This is a genomic window from Pedobacter nutrimenti (genome assembly GCF_003208655.1).
GTDB classification, from domain to species: domain Bacteria; phylum Bacteroidota; class Bacteroidia; order Sphingobacteriales; family Sphingobacteriaceae; genus Pedobacter; species Pedobacter nutrimenti.
Genome location: NZ_QKLU01000006.1, coordinates 317,685 through 340,225 on the forward strand (window position 1 = coordinate 317,685; position 22,541 = coordinate 340,225).

Consider the following 22,541-nt stretch of genomic DNA (forward strand, 5'->3'; position numbering starts at 1 on the left):
ATTGATGAAATTTTAATAAAAAATGATTTTTAATATAAAATTATTTGTTTTTGTGTGTTTTTTATTGTTAAATTTATTTTAATTATGAAATAATTAGTTTTTAATCAATAAAAATAAACCGGAAATGACAAAAATTCTATTTAAACAGTTTGCTCCCTTCGCAATTTTGTTAATTATTGCAATTGCTGCACTTTTTGTTCCTCTTGCACCAAATTTTGATGCAGGCAAATACAATGCAGCCGATGTGGCCTGGATATTGGTTGCCACTGCGCTGGTATTTTTAATGACACCAGGACTTGCTTTTTTTTACGGGGGCATGGTGCACAGAAAAAATGTACTCTCTACCATGATTAAAAGCGTCGTTGCAGCTGGGGTAATTACCGTATTATGGGTTACCGTAGGTTTTAGCCTTGCTTTTGGCGAAAGTATAAAAGGGCTGATCGGAAATCCGGCTACCTTTGCGTTTTTTCAGCATGTGAATTCAGGAGGGCCATGGAGCCTGGCGCCGACCATCCCTTTAATGCTTTTTGCCTTGTTTCAGTTGATGTTTGCCATTATCACTCCGGGGCTGGTGGTTGGTGCAGTGGCAGAAAGGATCCGTTTCACTTCCTATATTTTGTTTATTGTTCTTTTTGCCATTTTTGTGTATTCGCCTCTGGCACACTGGACCTGGCATCCGGATGGGATACTTTTTAAAATGGGGGTATTGGATTTTGCAGGTGGAACTGTTGTCCATATTTCTGCCGGAATGGCGGCTCTTGCAGGTGCATTGGTGCTCAAAAGAAGAAAAGTACATCAGGAACATCAGGAAATCCCTCCTGCCAATATTCCCTATGTTTTAATTGGGACCGGTTTACTTTGGTTCGGATGGTTTGGCTTTAATGCAGGATCTGCCCTGGCTGCAAATGCGCTTGCAGTTTCGGCTTTTGCCACAACAAATATTGCTGCAGGTGCTGCCGGATTGTCCTGGATGTTTTTTGATGTGTTGAGGGGTAAAAAACCTTCTGTTTTGGGTTTTTGTATTGGTGCTGTTGTTGGCCTGGTGGCCATTACACCGGGAGCCGGCTTCGTTTCGATCCCGTCGAGTATTTTTATAGGTGCCATTGCTGCTGTGATTTCCAACCTGGCTGTGGTTTGGAAATCCAAAACAAGTCTGGACGATACGCTTGACGTTTTTCCATGCCATGGTGTGGGTGGTATTGTGGGCATGCTGCTAACGGGTGTTTTTGCAACAAAAACGGTAAATCCTGCAGGGGCCGACGGCTTGTTTTATGGAAATCCGGAATTCTTTTTGACGCAGCTTAAAGGGGTTTTAATTGTGATCCTGTTTAGCTTTATCATGGCGCTGGTCATTTTTAAACTGATCAACCTGATTCAACCTATTCGTGTAACTTCTGAAGAAGAAGAAGAAGGGCTTGATGCGAGTCAGCATGATGAAAAATATTTTCAGGGAACACTTATTGTCGCTTCCACGGGCCTGGAACTGGACCAGGACTAAGACCTTAAGCCGCCCCGCCATCTAAATTCTCAACCTCAAACCAAACCAAGCATGAAATTTAAGTCTATTCTTTCCATCTCCGCGATGGCCTTTACTTCTGTGTCTTATGCGCAGGATGCAGAAAAGAACCCGCTGCAGTTTTCAGGTTCAGCAGATACTTATTTTAAATACGATTTTCAAAAAAAACCGAACATCGGGACCAGCTTTGCCAGTGATCAGAATTCAATTTCCCTGGGAATGATTGATGTCGCTTTAAAAAAGACGACAGGTAAGGCTTCTTTTGTTGGAGAGGTGTCTTTTGGGCCAAGGGGACAGTACCAGTCTCTTTTAAACGGGGACGCAGCAGAGTCGAACGAAAAAAATTCCTTTCACATTCAGAACCTCTATGCAACTTATGCCGTGACAGAGCGGTTTTCAATGACAGCTGGTTTTATGGGGACCTTTATAGGTTACGAGGTGATTTCACCTACCGGGAATTTTAATTATTCAACCTCTTATCTCTTTTCCAGCGGGCCCTTTCAAAATGCGGGCATCAAAGGAACTTATACGTTTTCACCGGCTGTAAGTCTGATGCTGGGCTTGTTTAATGACTGGAATACCTATAAAGACATTAACGGGGTTTCTCATTTCGGCGCACAACTTAGCCTGGCGCCTGTTAAAGGATGGACGGCCTACCTGAATGTGCTGACCGGGAAAAATGCAGGTGCAGCAGGCGATGGTGCGCTTTTTGACCTGACCACGGCTTATCAGCTCACAGAAAAAGTAAAGCTGGGTTTGAATGCTGCCGATTATAATATTTCTGGTCACAATGGTGGATATAGTGGTGCCGCACTGTATGCTCAAAATGCTTTCACTACTGCTTTTTCTCTTGGACTGCGGGGAGAGTACTTCAGGGTAAAAGATGTCGGTCCGCTAAAGGGGGAGAACTTTATGGCAGTGACCTTGTCCGGAAATTTCAAGTCCGGTGGCCTGACTTTTATTCCGGAAGTCAGACTGGACCACCGCTCTCAGGATTTGTTTGTCAAATCGGATTTGACACCTACAAAGCTTGCCTCGCAGTTTTCACTTGCTGCGGTTTATGCTTTTTAAAAAAAAAACATCAACGCTAACCAAACCTGCCGCCGGAGCTTTTGTTCCGGCGGTTTTTTGGGAAATTATTTGCTTTTGACCATTTTCTGCAGATGGGTCTCAATCAGGTTGACCATTTGAGAAAATTCCTCGGGGCTATAGCCTATGGATTGATAAATGATTTTGCCATTTTCATCTACGATGATGTTTCTGGGGATGGATTGTGTTGCAAATTGTTTAAAGATGTTGCGGTCCAGATCCGGAAGTATTGGAAAGGTAAAGCCTTTTTTCTCTTTAAAAGGAAGGAGTTTATCCCAGCCTTCTTCACGTCCAAAAACAAGGAAGGCGAATTTAGGGTTATTCTGGTTTTTTTCCCAGATCTGTTTTTGAGCCAGGGGTAATTCTGTATTGCAAGGCGGGCACCAGGTGGCAAACAAATTGATCAGGACCAATTTGCCCTTATAATCCCCGATATTGACTTTTTTCCCCTTTGAGATTTCAAAACTAAAAGCAGGTACAGGATCGCCAATTTTAGTCAGTGTAGATTTGTCTTCCTGTGCGGAAGAAAAAAGAGGCAGTAGCAATAGCAGTGCGCAGAGGTATTTCAATTTCATGTCAGGTGTTTTAGGTTCCTGACAAATATAAGCAATTAGTGAACCATTTTATCTGCACAGGTGGAGCTGGCAAAAGCTTCTGGTTTGGCTTTGAAAATAAAGCCCATACTCAGGATATAACCCATCGCTTCGTTCAGTGCCTTGTTGGATTTGAACATCGGATTGGTGTTGATGTCTGCATGGACTTCCAGGTCAACATCATATACGTCCAGTAAGTCGCAAATGGAATAGGCTGTTTCAATGGATTTCTGAACTTCTACCAGCATTCTTTCCTTAATGCTCATCCGTTGGGGTGTTTTTTCCTGATGGATGTACATGAAGCCGCCATGATGCTCTCTGAGCAAAACAATCACTGTAGCGAAATCTGTTAAAGCGCCTTTTACCTGTGAATCTGTACCAATGCAAACTTTTAAACGATAGCCATTTTCCGTTTCTCTGATGATGGCTTTTTCAACTTCTTCTAAAATGGACGAGTGGATCACTTCGCCGCTGAATTTTTTCCAGGTCATAATTGTTTCGTGTTAGATGAACAACCTGTTTCAGGTTTTCTAAATTTAACTGGATAATATTAAAATCATGTTAATTGGGGATTGTTTATTTGCTAACAATTCTCTGTTTATCAACAGGTTTTGAATAAATATAAGCAAAATAGCAGGAATATTTTGCTTAAAGGGATGGTGCTGCTTTGAAAATTATTTTAGTATCTTGAAAATAGAAACAGGATTTAAACATTTTTATTCGAAAATCGTTTTAAAAACAGGATCCCCGCCTATGAAAAGAAAACGACTCCAATATGGCCTTGTTCTAGTATTAGCGATGAGCAACCTGGCGCTGTTTGCTCAGAATCCCTTTGATGCGGCCAGACTGCTTACCGACAGCAGTGCTAAAATCCATCCTTTAAAACAACCGGAAAAAGTTGTTGTACCCAAAAAGCGGTTTGGTCGTGCGATGATCCAGCTGGGGCTGGCTGAGCTGATCCCTTTTACCTTTGACCGCTATGTGACCAGAGTAGATTATGCAAAAATTTCCTTTAAAACAATCGGTCATAACCTTAAGTTGAGCAGCTGGACCTGGGATAATGATGAGTTTCAGACCAATCAGTTTGGGCATCCATATCATGGAAGCTTGTTTTTTAGTTCTTTCAGGACAAATGGGTATACCTTCTGGGAATCTGCCCCGGCCGTGGTGGTGGGCAGTTATCTATGGGAAACATTTGCCGAAAATCAGGAGCCTTCGCCAAATGATTTTATCAATACAAGTTTTGGAGGGATTGTATTGGGAGAAACTACTTATCGCCTTTCCAACAAAATTATAAACAACCGAAGCCGCGGATTTAAAAGGCAGGCCAGTGAGGTTTTGGCTTTTATTGTGAATCCCATGAACGGACTGACCCGGATCCTGGATGGAAAATGGGGCAAAGTGAATCATGATCCGCTGGCAAATGATTCTTCTAAAGTCAGTGCAGAATTTGATTTTGGGGTCCGGCGGTACAGCCAGAGTAATGAAAATCTTTCAACCAAAGGCAGATTTGGCTGGTATGGCCGTGTAAAATTGCTTTATGGAAATGCTTATGAAAATTATAGAACACCCTTTACCAATATTTACATCAATGCTGAATTTGGAAAGGATGACAGTTCAAGTGTGAACATTATCAATGTATATGGCTCCTTGGCAGGCTGGAGGATCCGTTCAGGAGAGCACATCCGGCACCTGGCTGTTTTATCGGCAAATTATGATTACATACGTAACCAGGCTTTCTTTTACGGGGCGCAGAGCGTGAAACTGAATCTGATGTCTGAGTATAAGTTGTCTTCGGGAGTTAAAATGAATACACTGATTGGATTAGGTCCGGTTGTTCTGGCAGCAGTTCCTGATAAATACAGGTTTCGTGGAAGGGATTATGATTATACTTCTGGTATTGGGGTTTCAGGTGCAGGTGGGTTTAGTATTGATGAAAAGCTTTTTTTTTCTGTTAATTACAGAGGAGGCTGGTTGAAAACCATAAACGGGAATTCCTCGCACTATTTTCTGCACACGGTATCGAGTGAAATCAGGTACGAGTTTCTCAGGGGATTGTCTTTTACTTTTGAGCCAGGTTATTTTAGGCTGGAAGGGAATTACAGGGACTATGAAGATGTGAATAAAAAATATCCATACCTGAGAACCTCTTTCCGTTATCAGGTGAACCTTTAACCGGGGGGCTATGGTTTTTAATTCTTTGAGGGTAAGAACTGGATCTAAAAAGCGTTATAATAATTATTGGTAATTATATTGAAAGATCTGATTTTTAAGTAAATTAGTGTTATAAAATGCAGTGAAAATAAGTAATGGATCTGGCCTTTTGGGGTCCTTCTACAGATAAATAACCATAAAACATAAGCAGGATGAACACGGAATTATTAAACGAGTTTTATTTGATGCAGCAAAGCAGGTCAAATGCAAAGTACCTGGAATTGCTGGATGAAAAGATGTATATGCCTGTAAGAAAGGTAAACAAAAAGGTTTCTTCCTGGATGAACCGCCGAGGATTGATGTTAATGAACCTGGAAAACAGGGTGAACCGTTCTGTAAGGAGACTGAGAAAAAAATATTTCCGGTTCTGACCTGGTTTTATGAAAAAGGATGCTTAAAGTAAAAGCCTCCATAATTTTAAACCAGTCCTTATGCCGAATAACATTATCTTTGTGCCATGACGGTAGAAAAGGTATTGGCAAATTTAAAAATTTCCTCTTTAAATGAGATGCAGAAAGCAACCATTTCCGCTGCGGATTTGCAGCGTGATGTGGTGTTGCTTGCCCCTACCGGCTCTGGAAAAACGCTGGCTTATCTGCTGCCTGTGTTCAAAAGTCTGGATGCTGCGGTAAAAGGAGTTCAGGTATTGATTATGGTGCCTTCCAGAGAACTTGCGCTTCAAATTGAACAGGTGTTCCGCCAAATGGGGACCGGATTTAAAGTAAACTGCTGTTATGGTGGCCATGCTGTCAGAACAGAACGCCATAATTTTGAAGAACCGCCAGCGGTCCTGGTGGGAACCCCGGGCAGAATTGCCTATCACCTCCGTCAGGAAAATTTTGACGAGTCCTGGGTGAAAACTTTGGTTCTTGATGAGTTTGATAAGGCGCTGGAATTTGGTTTTCAGGAGGATATGGCCTATATTATTGGTCAGCTGCATTCCCTGAAACAAAGATTTCTGATTTCAGCAACGGCAATGGAAGAAGTTCCGGCATTTACCGGAGTGGAACAAGCTGTTGAAATTGATTTTCTCAAAGATGTCAAATCAGTGCCCGATCTTAAACTGATAAAAGTACTTTCAAAAGCAGAAGATAAACTCGATGTCCTGTTTAAACTGATCTGTAAAACAGGGGCCCAAACCACACTGATCTTTTGCAACCATAGGGAAACTGTTGACCGCATTAGCGATCTTTTGATTGATAAGGATCTTGCCCATGATATTTTTCATGGCGGAATGCAGCAGGATGAAAGAGAGCGGGCTTTGCTGAAATTCAGAAACGGAAGCATCAGGATCCTGATCACAACGGATTTGGCCTCCAGAGGTTTGGATATTCCGGAAGTGGAATGTATTATCCATTATCAATTGCCTTATACTGCTGATGCTTTTATCCATCGCAATGGACGGACCGCCAGAATGAATGCAAGTGGAACGGCCTATGTGATGCTCACCTCTGAAGAAAAATATCCTTTTTTGGCAGATGATCTTGAAATTGAACCTCTTAATGGTCAATATGACCTGCCAGCCGATGGCATATGGAAAACGCTGTACATTGCCGCCGGCCGGAAAGATAAAGTGAACAAAGTGGATATTGTTGGGCTTTTGCTGAAAAAAGGCGGATTGGAGAAAGAAGACGTTGGCCTGATAGAGGTCAAAGACCAGTGTGCTTATGTTGCAATCAAAAGAAACATGGTTGGAAAGGTCCTTTCTTCACTTGCGAATGAAAGATTAAAAAATAAAAAGATAAAAATTGAAGCCGCACTATAATGAGCAATAACGATATTTTTAAAAAACTGCGCGTAGCGCTTCAGCTGACCAATGATGATATTATCGGAATTATGGAGCTGGTGAATTTTAAAATCACTAAAAGTGAACTGGGATCTTTTTTTCGCAGTGACGATCATCCAAACTTTAAACCTTGCGGAGATCAGATTCTGAGGAACTTTCTTAATGGTCTGGTGATCTATAAGAGGGGACCAAAGCCCGAATCTACAAAATCTTAAGTACCCCAGCAGAATAAACAGGGCGTTTATAAAGTTTAAAGAATAAAAAAACAGTATCTGGTGTAATAATTTATCTTTATACTGGTCTAAAGATTTGTTTTAAGATAAATGGATACCGGTAACCTACATAATCCCGAACACGAATTGCTATCCCGGTTGAGGGAGGGGGATGCTGCTTCCTTTAAAGAAATCTATGAACGGTACCGGCAAAGGGTATACCTTTATGCCCTGAAAATTTCTAAATCCGATGATGTTGCAGATGAAATTGCCCAGGAGGTGTTTATCCGTCTTTGGGAGAAAAGAATGCAGATTAATACGGAAATGAGTTTCGAAGGGTATATCAAAAAAATCACACTTCATCATGTCCTTAATCACCTTAAAAAAGTAGCGCGGGAAAGAACGCTGCAGGAACAGGTATTTGTCTACATTGATCAGATCAGGAACAGTACCGAAGAAGGGATTTATGAAAAAGAGCTGGTCCGGGTTTATCATGAGGCCGTGGAACAGTTGCCCCCTCAAAAAAAACTTATTTATAAAATGAGTAGAAATGAAGAACTGACTCATGACGAAATTGCAGAAAAACTGAATATATCTAAGAATACGGTAAAGAACCATATGGTAGAGGCCACTAAGTTTATACGTTCAAGCGTAAACAAGCATGGCAGTATCATTTGTTTTTTAATGGCCGCAACAAATTATTTTCACCGGAACTAGTCCTATCCCTTCTGAAGATTGTATTATATTTAAAGAAGCACCGAAAGGCTGTTTCTTATTTTAAAATATAATGGAAGAAAAAGAGCAATTAAAGTATTTATACCGTCTGTACCTGACAAATCTGTGTACAGAAGAGGAGTTGAAAAAATTCTTCTCATTGCTTAATGAACAAAAATATGATAAAGAGATGATGGCCCTGTTGTCCCACACCTGGGATAACCTGGAGGTACGACCTGAAGGAAACTTGAGTCCGGAATCTCTTTTAAAAGAAAATACTGATCCTAAAATAATTACTCTTAAACCTGAAAGGAAGCGTGGGTTTACCATCTGGAAAATAGCAGCAGCTATTTTGCTCGTAGTAGGTGCGGGTTATCTGTATAGAACGGAGGTTCTAAATATGGTAAGCCCTGTTCATGAACGGCAATTGTTGAGCGCAGCCGGGGAGCGCAGACAATTGCTGCTTCCTGACGGGACAAGAGTATGGTTAGGACCAGGATCCAGACTGGATTACCCTAACCGTTTTAACGGGGAAAAAAGAATGGTAAAACTGGAAGGTGAGGCGTTTTTTGATGTGGTACATGACAGCAATCAGCCTTTTATTATCCAAACAGATGAAGTCAGTACTACGGTGCTGGGAACCAGTTTTAATGTAAGGGCCTATAAAGGAAAAGAAAATGTTGAAGTGACATTGGTTACAGGTAAAGTTGCCGTAGCTTTAAAAAATAAGGGAAAAACCCTCCAAAATACGATCGAAAACAATCAGCAGATTATTGTAAATAAGGCAGATTTCAGTTTGGTGAAAAGAAATTATCCCAATGCTTCTTCGTACCTGAATAAACGTATAGGTGTTTTTGACTATAACGGAGAATCTCTTGAGTTTGTTGTAAATGATTTAAAAGCGCAATATGGGGTTGAAATAAATATTGAACCCGCTCTCTTGACCAGGTCATTTTATGGGGAACTAAAGATGACGGACTCTTTGGAGCATACATTGAATAAATTATCTACGGTTATGGAAACCAAATGGTCCAAAAGTGAAGGTAAATATGTCATTAAAGAATAAAGTATAGCTTATGTGCTAAGCAGTTATAAAAATCAATTTCCGAACTGTCAAGTGCAGTGACAGTCACCTAATAAAGATATTAAACATTAAACTATGGATAAACCTGAACCTAAATGGTTCTTCTATTTAATTCTATGTATATGCCTGGGCTTACAGTTGAAGGCCCAGGCGCAGGGCCCACTCGAGAAAAAGATTAGTATTAACTTAAACAACGAAAATCTGAAGACTGCTTTGGATAAGATCACGGCATTAAGCGGAGTGAAATTTACCTACAATGAGCAGGTCGCCAAAAGCAATGTAAAAACAACAATAAATGCGAACAATAAAAAATTAAAGGAAATTTTAACCGAACTGTTTGCTGATAAACCTTATTCGTTTACGGTTTTGGATAAAGAGATTTTTATACGTTTTGATCCCTCAAAAGTAAAAAAGTCGGAGGCCGGTTCAGCGGCAGATCGAGATTCAGGCCATGGGAATTTTACCTTAAGTGGTTTTATTAAATCCCAGAAAACAGGTGAGACACTAATTGCTGCAACCATGAAAGTGGCGGGGTCATCCCAATCTACCTGGAGCAATGAATATGGTTTTTATTCACTTACACTGCCTTCAGGAAGTTATTACGTTGAGGTAAAAGCCGTAGGTTTTAAAAAATACCATGCACAAATCGATTTGGTTAACAATACAAACCTGAGCATCAACATGGAAGAAGATGTGCAAGAACTTGAAACTGTAAATATCACTTCTTCCTCTCAAAGGAGGGAAATAGAAAATACACAGATGGGAACAGACCGGTTGAGCATGAATGACACGAAAGATGTGCCTGTTGTTTTTGGAGAAAGAGATCTGATCAAAACGATTCAATTGCTCCCAGGGGTAAAAACCGGAGGAGAAGGGGATGGCGGATTTTATGTTCGTGGCGGATCTATGGATCAAAATATGATTCTTTTGGATGAAGCTCCGGTTTACAATACCAGCCATTTGTTTGGATTCTTTTCTACTTTTAATACGGATGCCGTGAAAAATGTGACCCTTTATAAAGGGGATATTCCTGCCCAGTATGGTGGGGGCCTGTCATCGGTCCTGGATGTCAAATTGAATGATGGGAATAATCAGAAATTTGGTGTCAGTGGCGGCATCGGTTTAATTGCAGGAAGATTAAATGTGGAAGGTCCCATTCAAAAGGGTAAATCTTCTTTTCTGATTTCTGCCCGAAGGACCTATATTGATATGTTTCTCCGGCTTTCCGACGATCCGGATGTTAAAAATTCATCGGTCTATTTTTTTGATGTTAACGCAAAGATGAATTACATACTTGGTGAAAAGGACAGGATTTTTATCTCCGGTTATTTAGGTAAGGATTTACTGGATGTTCAGGGTTTAAATGGAATCAGATGGGGAAACCGAACGGGTACATTTAGGTGGAACCATATCTGGAATCGTAAGCTTTTTTCCAATACATCATTCATCTATAGCAATTATGATTACATCATTAAGTCAGGGGGCAGGGAAAGCTCCCTTTCGGTTTTTTCACAGATCAGGGATTTTAGTCTTAAAGAGGATTTACAATGGTACCTTAACGAACGCAACAGTCTGAGTTTTGGATTCAGTTCTACTTATCACCAGATTAAGCCTGGTGAGGTGCGTGCAGATGGGGACAATGGATATATCCCTCGTAAATTACAAAGTAGGTATGCATTGGAAAATGCAGTTTATGCTTCCAATATCTGGAAAGTAAGTGATGTGCTGACGGTGAATTACGGACTGCGGGTATCGGCATTCAGTATATTTGGCAAAGGTGATTATTCAAGGGTAGATCAGGGTAAAGTTATCGAAACACTTTCTTATAAATCGGGGTCGCTGGTCAAAACCTATTTTAATTTTGAACCCAGGATTTCGGCTGCCACGCAGCTTGATGAAACCTCCTCTGTTAAACTTTCTTATACCAGGAATGCGCAGAACCTTCATTTAATTTCCAACTCGGCATCTACTATGCCTACCGACAGGTGGATCGCTAGTACAGTGTCTATCAAACCTGAAATCAGCAATCAGTTTTCTTTGGGTTATTATAAAAGTTTAATGGAAAATGAACTGGATTTTACGGTGGAGGCTTATTATAAAAATCTTAAAAACCAGATTGATTACAAAAATGGCGCGGATGTATTCACAACCCAACCTATTGAAAGTATGTTGCTTTTTGGAGTTGGACGTGCTTATGGTCTGGAGTTTTCATTGAAAAAGAAAATAGGACGCCTCAGCGGATGGTTGTCCTATACTTTGTCCAAGTCTGAAAGAAAAATTGACGGAATTAATAACAACCTGTGGTATAATTCAAGACAGGATAAAACCCACGATCTTTCTTTGGTCACAACATATCAGTTAAGTCCAAAATGGAAATTATCTGCCAACTGGGTCTTTTCTACCGGTAATGCGGTGACCTTCCCGGTTGGGAAGTATAATATAATTGATCAGAATTATTTTTATTATGTGAATCGTAATGCAGACCGCATGCCGAATTATCATCGCCTGGATGTTGGAGCTTTGTGGCTCTTAAAACAAAGTAAAAAATTCTCTTCAGAGCTGAGTTTTAGTGTCTATAATGTTTATGGCAGACAGAACGCTTATCAGATTTTATTTAAAGAGCAGGAAAATGATCCTACAAAGACCGAGGTCATCAGAAGATCTGTTTTTGGATTTATACCTTCTGTTTCTTATAATTTTAAATTTTAGTTGAAAAGAATGCAATAGTGGCTTTTAAGACATTTGTTAAATGAAAAAAGTATCCCGGTTTAGTGTTTTGTTTATGTTTTCAATATTAATATGGTCCTGCGAAAAAAAAGTGGACTTTGATTTTAAGGAGAATGAGCTCAGGTATGTCATAGAAGGCAGGATTAGTAACGAACCGGGCATGTGTAAGGTAATGGTCAGTAAAACCAAAGAGATTGGTGATGGCAATGAATTCAAAGGACTTAGCGGGGCGGTCGTGAAAGTGGAAAATGATGGGCAAATTACGACGCTTGCTGAAACAGCAAAAGGAGTATATTCGGTAAGTACAATAAACGGGCAGCCTGGACAAACCTACAAGTTGACCGTTGTGGTGGAGGGTCAAACTTTTACGGCCTCGAGCACAATGCCTGAACCTGTTCCTTTTTTGGATCTTTATATTAAAGAAGGAGATTTTAACAGGAAAAGTACATTTGTTACGGCCAAATTTAAAGATCCTCTTGCGGTAAGAAATTACTATTGGTTTAGAAAGTACATTAATGACCAGAACCAAAAGGATTATGATGTACTGGATGACGAACTGATTGCCGGGCAGGAAGTCAATCAAAGGCTCAACTTTAGCAATGAAACAAACAACGACGCTAATGATATTAAAAAGGGAGATCAGCTCAGGGTGGATTTGTATTGCATTGACGTTTCGGTATACAATTACTTGTTTAGTTTGTATGGTGCAAATGGTAATGGTGGTTCTACCGCACCGACCAATCCACTGAGCAACATAAGCGGAGGAGCGCTTGGTTTCTTTAGTGCGTATGCCATACAGTCCAGAAAGGTTACTGTGCCTTAGGGTGCTGTTAAAGATATTTTTAGTTTCCTTTATACCGCATGGCATTGTTTAGGCATTGCCATGCTTTTTAACCTTAGTCAAGTAATCCGGATATCGAAAAAACAGGAATATTAATTTATGACCCAGGCTGAATTTTTAAAGCTACTAAAAATTAAAGTTTTTTATTATGTTCGCATAGCAGCTTAATTGCCTGGAGTATCATCGGGATTCCAAAACAATTGTAACTTTATATGAATTAACAGTGCTGATGCCGATGAACAGGTTTTTAAAGTTTTCAGGAATCCCAAGTCATTGCAAAGGACTGTTTTTTCTTATTGCAGCCCTAAATCTTTTGGTGATTTCAACTGCTTTGGGCCAGTCTGGTTACAGAATATCAGGCACGGTTAAAGATTCATTAAACAAAGCAATTCCAGGCGCCGCTATAGAGGTCATTACAGGGAAGGACACGGTGAAAGGCAATACGGATTACCGGGGAAGATTTGCTGTTATAGGAATTGTGACCTCGGAAATTCTGTTGACCATAAAAGCTATGGGCTATTTGTCAATCAGCAGGAGATATAAATTTACACCGGAACACCGCAGTTTGATTATCCAGCCAGTGATGGACCGGGATGTCAATACACTTAAAGAAGTTGTGATTAAGGCAAAGGTTATACCGATCCGCTTAATGAAAGATACGGTAGAGTACAATGCTGCAGCTTATATGGTCAGGGAAACAGATCGGGTAGAAGAGTTGCTCAGGCAGTTGCCCGGAATAGAAATTGATAATGAGGGAAAGGTTTCTGCTATGGGCAGGCCAATGACCAAGCTCAGAATTAATGGGGAGGATTTTTTCACGAATAACGTTAAAGACTTTATTTCTCAGCTTCCGGCAGATATGGTTGCCAAAATACAGGTGATTAACGATTATGGCGATGAGGCAAATTTCACAGGTATAAAAACCGGGGCATCTGAAAAAATGCTTAACCTGGTTACAAAGCCCGGCAGGAACAAGGGGAATTTTGGAAACACCTCTGTTAGCGGGGGAACCAATGAACGTTACGGATTACAGACAAATGCAAATTTGTGGCGCGAAAAAAAGCAAATTGGTGTAAAAGGGAGCGTCATCAGTACCAATAATGCGGCCGGTATTAACCGGGGGATAAGTACAGGAATAAATTATCGGGATAAACTCAGTAAAGAGTTAACCACAAGTATTGCCTATTCATTTGATAATGTCAAAAATAAGAACCATCAGATTGACTTTATTGAAACTTTAAATACGATTGGTACGATATATACTTCAGACGAAAGTCAGCGGAATTCAAAAAACAATAAACATAATGTAAACTGGAGCCTTCAGTCTGTTGGTGACAAAAGTTATGTTCAGGCTGGGGTAGTCGGGACATTTTTAGATAACAACGATCTGTTTATGGGGAAGTCCAATCAAAGGGGGGTTATTAAGCAGGACCAGTTTAACAATTCAACCACCAAGGATTTTAGTCCTGACCTGAATGCAAATGTCGCCTGGGCTTACAGACTAAAAAAACCGGGAAGAAATATTTCAGTTGGGGTGTCGGCAAAAAATGGGACAAGTGATACACAGGAAGACCTGAACAGTCAGATTAGTTATTATGGTCCTGGCCAGGCATCGGTTGTTAAAGATTCTGTGCTGAACCGTATTGTAAATACCCGGACCTTATCCAGGAGTGTCGGTGCCAGTTTTAGGTTTAGCGAGCCGATTGGCCACCGGACAGATTCTCTGATCAGCAGAAACCTGGATGTATATTATAATTTTCAGTTGGAGGTGAACAACAATGACCTGTTGACCAGGGTAAATAACAATAGTTCGGTTGGACGGGTGATTGATTCTTTAAGTACCGTGTATTCTTCCAGATTTATTTCGCATCTGATTGGCTTAAGTTATCGTTTTGGCGCTGAGAATTTAAGTTATAGTCTGGGAATGACTGCCCAGCCCAATCTTCTGGTGGTGGAAAACGAACATCCTGTTAGCCGGATCACCAGGGCTGGGTTTAATATGGCCCCGGTAGCAAATATGAGTCTGATCCTTTCTCAGAATACCAGCGTGACTTTTACCTATAATGGAAATAGTATCGCGCCGAACCTGAGTCAGCTGCAACCGGTGCCCAATACCAGAAATTTGCAAAATATTGTTATCGGGAATCCAAATCTTAAGTCTACGTTTAATCATAATGCCAGTTTTACTTATCAGAATAGCAATTTGGTCAATGGCAGGGCCTTAATGCTCGGAATTAATTCTACTTTGGTTAAAGACCAGATTGTGAGTAACATTATTTTAAAACGGGATACCCTGAATAGTTTAAAGCAGCAAACACGATTTGAAAATGCAGATGGCACTTATAGCCTGGATGCTTTGTATTCCTGGTCTAAACCTTTTGTAGAGAATAAATTTAATGTTGAATTCCGTGGAAGCATAGGGGTTGCAAATACAGTCTCTTATACGGACAGTATACTCAATACCAACAGAGGTTTTAATTTCGCGCAGGCTGTTTCTTTAAGGATGAACCAAAAAGGCCTGAGCCTGAGCGCTGCTGCAAATTATACCTACAGCAGTAACCGGTATTCGCTGGCTTTGGGTAACCTGAAAGACATACAGATTTATGAGTTAAATGTAAATGCAAAAGCTTTTATTACGCCCACAATTTCGATAGGTTTTGACGCTTCCAAACGAATAAATAAAGGATATTCTCTTGATGCGAAAAACCCATTTTTAATGAATGCGAGCATTCAGAAGACTTTTTTCAAAAAACAACAGGCAACCTTGAAGCTGCAGGCTTATGATTTGTTGAATCAGGGGAATTATTTGATGCGCAGTGTGTCCGACAACTCGATTATTGATAGTAAAAACAGTCAGATCACCAGATATTTTCAATTGAGTTTTAACATTAACCTTCAGCAATTCGGAGGTTAATGTTAAAAGGCCTGCTTAATTTTATCAATGATAAAATTGAGCAGGCCTAAGGGTTTTAAACCAGTTTTTTGTATTTGATGCGGTGAGGGGTAACATCACCTAATCTTTTCTTCCTGTTCTCTTCGTACTCGCTATAATTTCCTTCAAAGAAGTAAACCTGTGACTCTCCTTCAAAAGCCAAAATATGGGTACAAATTCTGTCCAGGAACCAGCGGTCGTGGCTAATGACAACCGCGCAGCCTCCAAAGTTCTCCAGGGCTTCTTCCAGTGCCCGAAGTGTATTGACATCTATATCATTGGTTGGCTCATCGAGTAAAAGTACATTTGCTCCCTTTTTTAAGGTAATGGCCAGGTGCACGCGGTTTCTTTCTCCACCGGAAAGGATTCCTACTTTTTTCTGCTGGTCGCCCCCATTAAAATTAAACTTGGAAACGTAGGCCCTGCCATTAACCGCTTTGTTGCCAAGCTGAATGTTGTCCAGGCCGTCGGTGATGTTTTCATAAACTGTTTTATTCGGGTCCAGGTCATTGTGCATCTGATCAACATAACCCAGGGCAACGGTTTCACCAACGCGGAAAGTACCTGTATCTGGTGTTTCCTGTTCAGTGATTAACCTGAATAATGTTGTTTTTCCGGCCCCGTTTGGTCCGATGATCCCAACAATACCCGCTGGTGGCAGGGAAAAGCTCAGGTTTTCGAACAGGATTTTATCCCCATAAGCTTTAGTGACGTTATTGGCTTCGATAACTACATTCCCGAGTCTTGGTCCGGCCGGGATAAAGAGTTCCAGTTTGTCTTCACGTTCTTTTGAGTCTTCCGACGCCAGCTTGTCATAATTTGAAAGACGGGCTTTCGATTTTGCATGTCTTGCCTTTGGGGCCATACGTACCCATTCCAACTCCCGTTCCAATGTTTTTTGACGTTTGCTCTCTGTTTTCTCTTCCTGTGCCAGACGTTTTGCTTTTTGGTCCAGCCATGAAGAATAATTTCCTTTCCATGGAATGCCTTCTCCTCTGTCGAGCTCAAGGATCCAGCCGGCAACGTTATCCAGAAAATACCTGTCGTGGGTTACTGCAATAACGGTTCCTTTATAATTTTGAAGGAATTGTTCCAGCCAGTCAATACTTTCTGCATCCAGGTGGTTGGTTGGCTCATCGAGCAGCAACACATCTGGTTCCTGGAGTAGCAAACGGCACATGGCCACCCTGCGTCGCTCTCCTCCAGACAATACAGCTATTTTGGTTTCAGGATCAGGACAGCGTAAAGCATCCATGGCCCTTTCCAGTTTGTTGTCCAGCTCCCAGGCATTTACAGCATCAATTTTATCCTGAAGTTCTCCCTGTTTGGTCATGAGTTTATCCATCTCGTCCGGATTCTCATAGACCTCAGGTAAACCGAAGCGTTCATTAATGTCTTCATATTCTTTCAAAATGGCGGTGATCTCCGCAACACCTTCTTCTACAACTTCCCGGACTGTTTTATTTTCGTCCAGTTCGGGCTCTTGTGCAAGATAACCGACAGAGTATCCTGGTGAAAAAACAACTTCTCCCTGAAAGGATTTGTCCAGGCCGGCAATGATTTTTAAAAGGGAAGATTTTCCTGAACCATTTAAACCAATAACCCCTATTTTTGCTCCATAGAAAAAGGAGAGATATATATTTTTTAAAACTTGCTTTTGGGGAGGATAAATCTTATTTACCCCCGCCATGGAAAAGATTATTTTTTCGTCTGACATAATTGCTTCTAATTATTACAAATATCGCCAATAAAGTCAGAACTTAGTAAGTTTTATGAAATAACGGCAGTTGTAACATCTTTTTCCACTGATATGGCGTAATTGTTGATAAAATAATAAAACCGGTAAGCTTTATTTATAAAACAATTTTATAGTTTAGAGCATTCCGGTTTAGAAAGGTATATATGGAAGCTAAATTTTCACCACAAGTCAAAGACGTGATTTCGTTTAGCAGGGAAGAAGCCCTGAGATTAGGTCACGATTATATCGGCGCAGAACATCTTTTATTAGGCTTGATTCGCGAAGGCGATGGTATGGCTATTAAAATATTAAAATCACTTGGCGTTGATACAGCCAAATTACGCCGCTCTATCGAAGATGCGGTTAGAGGTACTTCCAGTGTGACGGTTAATCTGGGGAACATCCCTTTAACTAAACAGGCTGAGAAGGTACTGAAAATAACCTATCTGGAAGCTAAAATATTTAAAAGCGACCTGATCGGAACAGAACATTTGTTGTTGTCTATTTTAAGGGATGATGACAATATTGCTTCTCAGATTTTATTGCAGTACAGCATTAATTATGAGATTTTCAAAAAAGAAGTAGAAGAGAATAAAGGTGGTTTCAGAGATGATCCACAGGGAAGTGCTTCAACGGGAGGGGATGATGATTACAGGGAAGAAGAAAGCTTTAGCAGCCCTAAAAAGGTGTCTGACATCAAATCTAAAACGCCTGTTCTGGATAACTTTGGAAGGGACCTGACCAAAGCTGCAGAAGAAGGCCGTTTGGACCCAATTGTCGGCAGGGAAAAAGAAATTGAGCGTGTTTCTCAAATTTTGTCTCGTCGTAAAAAAAACAACCCAATTTTAATTGGTGAGCCGGGCGTGGGTAAATCTGCGATAGCTGAAGGTCTTGCCTTAAGAATTATTCAGCGTAAGGTTTCCAGGGTATTGTTTAATAAAAGAGTGGTTACGCTCGACCTGGCCTCATTGGTTGCCGGAACAAAGTATCGCGGTCAATTTGAAGAACGGATGAAGGCGGTAATGAATGAACTGGAAAAATCGACCGATGTCATCTTGTTTATTGATGAGATTCATACCATTGTTGGTGCAGGCGGTGCATCTGGATCTTTGGATGCTTCCAATATGTTCAAACCTGCCCTGGCCCGTGGTGAAATTCAATGCATTGGTGCCACCACCCTGGATGAATACCGTCAGTATATAGAAAAAGACGGGGCTTTGGATCGTCGTTTCCAGAAAGTGATGATTGAGCCGGCTACTCCGGACGAAACCATAGAGATCCTGAACCGCATTAAGGAAAAATACGAAGACCATCATGGGGTAACCTATACAGAGGATGCGATTAAAGCCTGCGTGGCTTTGACTTCCCGTTATATTACCGACCGGTTTTTACCGGATAAGGCAATCGATGCTTTAGACGAAGCCGGATCAAGGGTTCACCTGACCAATATCCATGTTCCTGAAAACATCATCGAGATTGAAACCAAAATCGAAGATATTAAGGTTGAAAAGAATAAAGTGGTTAAAAGCCAGAAATATGAAGAGGCTGCCAAGCTGAGGGATACGGAGAAAAATCTTTTAGAAGATCTGGAACGTGCCAAAGCGGAATGGGAAGCCGAAACGAAAACCAAACGTTATGTGGTCTCTGAGGAGAACGTAGCAGAGGTCGTTTCTATGATGACTGGTATACCATTGCAAAGGGTTGGACAGACCGACAGTCAGAAACTGTTGAATATGTACGATACGGTTGCAACGAAAATTATTGGCCAGGACGATGCGATTAAAAAACTGACTAAGGCCATTCAAAGAACCCGGGCAGGATTGAAAGATCCTAAAAAACCTATTGGATCGTTTATTTTCCTTGGGCCTACCGGCGTAGGTAAAACTGAACTCGCGAAAGAGCTGGCCCGTTTTATGTTTGACAGTGATGATGCATTGATCCAGATTGACATGAGCGAGTATATGGAGAAATTTGCGGTTTCCCGTTTAGTGGGAGCGCCTCCGGGTTATGTTGGTTATGAAGAAGGTGGTCAGCTTACTGAAAAGGTACGTCGTAAACCTTATGCTGTGATTCTTTTGGATGAGATTGAAAAAGCACATCCGGATGTTTTCAATATCCTTTTACAGGTACTGGACGAAGGTCAGCTTACTGACAGTCTGGGACGTAAGGTGGATTTTAGAAATACCATTATCATCATGACTTCTAATATTGGTGCGCGTCAGTTGAAAGATTTTGGACAAGGAGTAGGTTTCTCTACTACGGCCAAAACAAATCAGGTAGATGCTCATTCCAGAGGGGTTATTGAAAATGCGCTAAAACGTGCTTTTGCACCTGAATTTTTAAACAGGGTAGACGATGTGGTTGTTTTCAACACCCTTGGAAGAGAGGAAATTTTCAAAATCATTGACATTGAATTGAAATCTTTGTTTGGAAGGGTTCATAACCTGGGTTATGAAGTTAAACTTACAGAACGTGCAAAAGATTTTATCGCGGATAAAGGTTTTGATATTAATTTCGGAGCAAGGCCGTTAAAACGTGCCATCCAAAAATATCTTGAAGATCCAATTGCAGAGGAAATCCTGAAAGGAGAGATCCACGATGGGGATGTTTTGGAAATTGACTATGATAAAGAGAGCGATCAGATCGTTGTGGTCAATAAAAATTCAGGTAAGAAAAAAAGAAAAGAAGAGGGGGCTTAACCCGATAGAATAATAAAAAAAGCCGGTACTGTAAGTGCCGGCTTTTTTTATTAGAATAAATTGAGCTGTGCGCCTGGAACACAGAAAAGGCTCGAGTCGAGTTGGGTTTTAAGCACATTAAGTTTATTGATCCTGCAATGCAGTTTGAAGTTGTCCCTGATGATTTGTGCAATATTTCCTTCGCCCCGCATTCTTTGTCCGTACCTGCTGTCATTGACTTGTCCTCCGTGACAGGACTGGATCATATGCCAGACCTTTTCAAACCTATCAGGATAATTTTTTCTCAACCAGTCCTCAAATATAATTCCTATCGCACCGTTTAATCGGACAATGGTATAACCCGCATGTTTTGCTCCATGGCCAGCAATGGTTTTCAGAATTTTTGGAACTTCATGATCACTCAGGCCAGGTACCAGCGGTGCAACCATTACGCCAACCGGAATGCCCGCTTTGCTCAAGTCTTCCACAATTTTAAGCCTTTGCTTTGCTGTGGTTGTCCTGGGTTCCATTTTTGAACGAAGTTCTTCATTTAAACTGTTTATAGATACATAAACAAGGCAAAGATTCAATTTTGCCATTTCCTGAAGTAAATCTATGTCTCTGAGTATTAAAGCATTCTTGGTGATCATGCCAATAGGCTGTTTGTAGTCAAGGGCAATTTCGAGAAGTTTTCGGGTAATCCTGTATTTTCTTTCCGCCGGTTGGTAACAGTCCGTATTTCCGGAAAGCGAGATGACACTGGCATCCCAGTTTTTTCTTTCCAGAAAAGCCTTGAACAATTCAGGGGCATCTGTTTTTACAATAATTTTTCTTTCGAAATCCAGTCCCGCACTAAAACCCCAATATTCATGGGCATTTCTGGCATAACAATAGGTACAGCCATGCTCGCAACCCTGATAGGGGTTCAGGGAATACAACATGCCCACATCAGGACTATCTACTTTATTTACAATAGATTTGGACTTTCCCAGTATGAACGTCGTTTTGCTGTTCTCTACTTCCCAGTCGTCAATGCCTTCAACATGTTCTTTCACATAATCGTTTTTTAAAAAATGATTGTGTGGGTTAACCTGGGATCCACGGCCTTTCAGGTAATTGTCCGGGTTTTCTTGCTCGCTTGTCATAAAGTAAAAATACTAAAAATATTAGTATTTTTACTTATTTATTTAGCACCTGTGATTTCGTAATCCATGGGTACCATATCTGCAATTTTTTCATAAGCCCAGAAACCTTCATACAGCAGGGACTTTGGGTTATAGATGCCACCAGAAGCATAAAAGCTTACGGGGGCCTGGAGCATATGAACCACTGAGATTTGGTAATTGGGAACGTCCAGGGGTCTGCTTATAGAATGTCCTGAGTAATTGGTATAGTCGACGGTTTCCCTTTCTTTGGTATAGATGATGTAAAGCTCATCTTTGTAGTTCATTGTCTTCAGGTCCTTATAATATTGTCTGACCAGGGTATCTGTCAAAACATCTCCCCGGTTTAGCATACTGATTTCTTTGGGTTGTTGTTTGACTTTGGACCAATAACCCAATGAGTCACTGGTGGAGGAACCAATACGGATCACTCCATGTTGTGCTTTCATCAATCTGTTTATATTGGCATCTATGAGGCTGTCGGAGGGGCGGCCTGGATTTTTGATTTTGCTCAGTTTATTGATGATATAACCTTCTTCTTTTGTCCTGTTCTGATACAGGGATTTGAAAAAATGCTGGGAAGAACCGTAGTAGGCGATTTCCCGGTTTTTCGCCCAGGTTCTTTTTTTTGAGGAAGAGCCTTTGAGTTCTTCAAAATTTGGCAGGCCGGCGTAATAAATGGTCCTGGTGTTGTAGTTGTATTCAAAATATTGAAGCAGGTATTTCAAACGGTACCCTAGTGCCTTGTTTTCGATAACGAGAAATTCATTTGATTTCACCGTGAGTAGTCTGGCATTGTTGTCATAATCGACATCTAAAACCTGTGGATTGAGCAATTTACACTTTTCAGCGTTTGGTGTTTTACCAATAAAAAATTCTTTGAACAGATTGATATAATGTTCCCTGTTTGGGTCTGTCCGGATAACCACTTCATTTAACTGGATGGTGTTTTCTTCCAGTTTGATGTCAATGGATACCGATTTATCTGACAGGATGACATTTTTTGTAAAGGGAAGGAAACCCATCATTTGGACCAGCACATCGTAATTGCCTGGTTTTAGTCCGGTTAAAACAAATCTGCCCTCATTGTTGGTTACAGTTGCCATTTTATAGCCACTGAGGTATATACCCGCACCAGGCAGGGTTTCTCCTTTTTTGTCTTTGACTTCTCCTGAGATGGAAAGATTTTGACTATAGGCAGAAGTTGAAAAAAGGAGTAAAATAAAAAAGATACAAAAATGTCTGGCCATAGGT

17 protein-coding genes are annotated in these 22,541 nt (G+C 40.8%); 12 read left to right on the forward strand and 5 right to left on the reverse strand.

The window, feature by feature from the left end:
* The first annotated feature begins 124 nt into the window (after window positions 1-124).
* Both B0O44_RS18095 and B0O44_RS18100 read left to right on the forward strand, forming a co-directional pair.
* A complete protein-coding gene (locus B0O44_RS18095) occupies window positions 125-1,498 on the forward strand; it encodes an ammonium transporter (RefSeq protein ID WP_110833575.1) in 1,374 nt (457 codons plus the stop codon).
* Window positions 1,499-1,549: 51 nt separating this feature from the next.
* Window positions 1,550-2,587 carry an outer membrane beta-barrel protein gene (locus tag B0O44_RS18100; RefSeq protein ID WP_110833576.1) on the forward strand — a complete coding sequence of 346 codons (1,038 nt, stop codon included), beginning with the start codon at window positions 1,550-1,552 and terminating at the stop codon, window positions 2,585-2,587.
* A gap of 65 nt (window positions 2,588-2,652) precedes the next feature.
* Here the strand turns inward: B0O44_RS18100 and B0O44_RS18105 are convergent, their stop codons facing one another.
* The gene (locus tag B0O44_RS18105) at window positions 2,653-3,180 is read right to left on the reverse strand and encodes a TlpA family protein disulfide reductase (protein ID WP_110833577.1); all 528 of its coding nucleotides are present in this window, start codon (window positions 3,178-3,180) and stop codon (window positions 2,653-2,655) included.
* A 35-nt stretch (window positions 3,181-3,215) separates the two neighbouring features.
* The gene (locus B0O44_RS18110; protein ID WP_110833578.1) at window positions 3,216-3,689 is read right to left on the reverse strand and encodes a ribonuclease H-like YkuK family protein; all 474 of its coding nucleotides are present in this window, start codon (window positions 3,687-3,689) and stop codon (window positions 3,216-3,218) included.
* A gap of 262 nt (window positions 3,690-3,951) precedes the next feature.
* Between B0O44_RS18110 and B0O44_RS18115 the strand changes: the two genes are divergently transcribed.
* The 9 genes from B0O44_RS18115 (at window position 3,952) to B0O44_RS18155 (ending at window position 15,690) form a co-directional block, all read left to right on the forward strand.
* Window positions 3,952-5,373 (forward strand): DUF3943 domain-containing protein, encoded by a 1,422-nt coding sequence (locus B0O44_RS18115; RefSeq protein WP_146229867.1) that lies wholly within the window; start codon window positions 3,952-3,954, stop codon window positions 5,371-5,373.
* 191 nt (window positions 5,374-5,564) lie between these two features.
* Window positions 5,565-5,783, forward strand: coding sequence for a hypothetical protein (locus B0O44_RS18120; protein ID WP_110833580.1), 219 nt, complete (start codon window positions 5,565-5,567; stop codon window positions 5,781-5,783).
* An 86-nt stretch (window positions 5,784-5,869) separates the two neighbouring features.
* Window positions 5,870-7,177 carry a DEAD/DEAH box helicase gene (locus B0O44_RS18125; protein WP_110833581.1) on the forward strand — a complete coding sequence of 436 codons (1,308 nt, stop codon included), beginning with the start codon at window positions 5,870-5,872 and terminating at the stop codon, window positions 7,175-7,177.
* A complete protein-coding gene (locus tag B0O44_RS18130) occupies window positions 7,177-7,413 on the forward strand; it encodes a DUF1456 family protein (RefSeq protein WP_110833582.1) in 237 nt (78 codons plus the stop codon). Before B0O44_RS18125 ends, B0O44_RS18130 begins: the two co-directional genes overlap by 1 nt.
* A 108-nt stretch (window positions 7,414-7,521) precedes the next feature.
* Complete coding sequence (locus B0O44_RS18135; RefSeq protein WP_110833583.1) at window positions 7,522-8,127, forward strand: RNA polymerase sigma factor; 606 nt, start codon at window positions 7,522-7,524, stop codon at window positions 8,125-8,127.
* Between the two features lie 70 nt (window positions 8,128-8,197).
* Window positions 8,198-9,190: a FecR family protein gene (locus B0O44_RS18140; protein ID WP_110833584.1), complete on the forward strand. Its 993-nt coding sequence runs from the start codon at window positions 8,198-8,200 to the stop codon at window positions 9,188-9,190.
* Between the two features lie 93 nt (window positions 9,191-9,283).
* Window positions 9,284-11,917 (forward strand): TonB-dependent receptor, encoded by a 2,634-nt coding sequence (locus B0O44_RS18145; protein WP_110833585.1) that lies wholly within the window; start codon window positions 9,284-9,286, stop codon window positions 11,915-11,917.
* 40 nt (window positions 11,918-11,957) lie between these two features.
* The gene (locus B0O44_RS18150) at window positions 11,958-12,758 is read left to right on the forward strand and encodes a DUF4249 domain-containing protein (RefSeq protein ID WP_110833586.1); all 801 of its coding nucleotides are present in this window, start codon (window positions 11,958-11,960) and stop codon (window positions 12,756-12,758) included.
* Between the two features lie 253 nt (window positions 12,759-13,011).
* Window positions 13,012-15,690, forward strand: a complete 2,679-nt coding sequence (locus B0O44_RS18155) for a TonB-dependent receptor (protein ID WP_170123367.1) — start codon at window positions 13,012-13,014, stop codon at window positions 15,688-15,690.
* A gap of 55 nt (window positions 15,691-15,745) precedes the next feature.
* Here B0O44_RS18155 and ettA read toward each other — a convergent pair whose 3' ends face one another.
* The gene (gene ettA, locus B0O44_RS18160) at window positions 15,746-17,425 is read right to left on the reverse strand and encodes an energy-dependent translational throttle protein EttA (RefSeq protein ID WP_110833588.1); all 1,680 of its coding nucleotides are present in this window, start codon (window positions 17,423-17,425) and stop codon (window positions 15,746-15,748) included.
* Between the two features lie 185 nt (window positions 17,426-17,610).
* Here ettA and B0O44_RS18165 point away from each other — a divergent pair, with 185 nt between their 5' ends.
* Window positions 17,611-20,145 (forward strand): ATP-dependent Clp protease ATP-binding subunit, encoded by a 2,535-nt coding sequence (locus B0O44_RS18165; protein WP_110833589.1) that lies wholly within the window; start codon window positions 17,611-17,613, stop codon window positions 20,143-20,145.
* 50 nt (window positions 20,146-20,195) lie between these two features.
* On the opposite strand, the gene B0O44_RS18170 is transcribed toward B0O44_RS18165, so the two are convergent.
* Window positions 20,196-21,269: a PA0069 family radical SAM protein gene (locus B0O44_RS18170; RefSeq protein WP_110833590.1), complete on the reverse strand. Its 1,074-nt coding sequence runs from the start codon at window positions 21,267-21,269 to the stop codon at window positions 20,196-20,198.
* A gap of 38 nt (window positions 21,270-21,307) precedes the next feature.
* Window positions 21,308-22,537 (reverse strand): carboxypeptidase-like regulatory domain-containing protein, encoded by a 1,230-nt coding sequence (locus B0O44_RS18175; protein ID WP_110833591.1) that lies wholly within the window; start codon window positions 22,535-22,537, stop codon window positions 21,308-21,310.
* Between the last annotated feature and the right edge of the window lie 4 nt (window positions 22,538-22,541).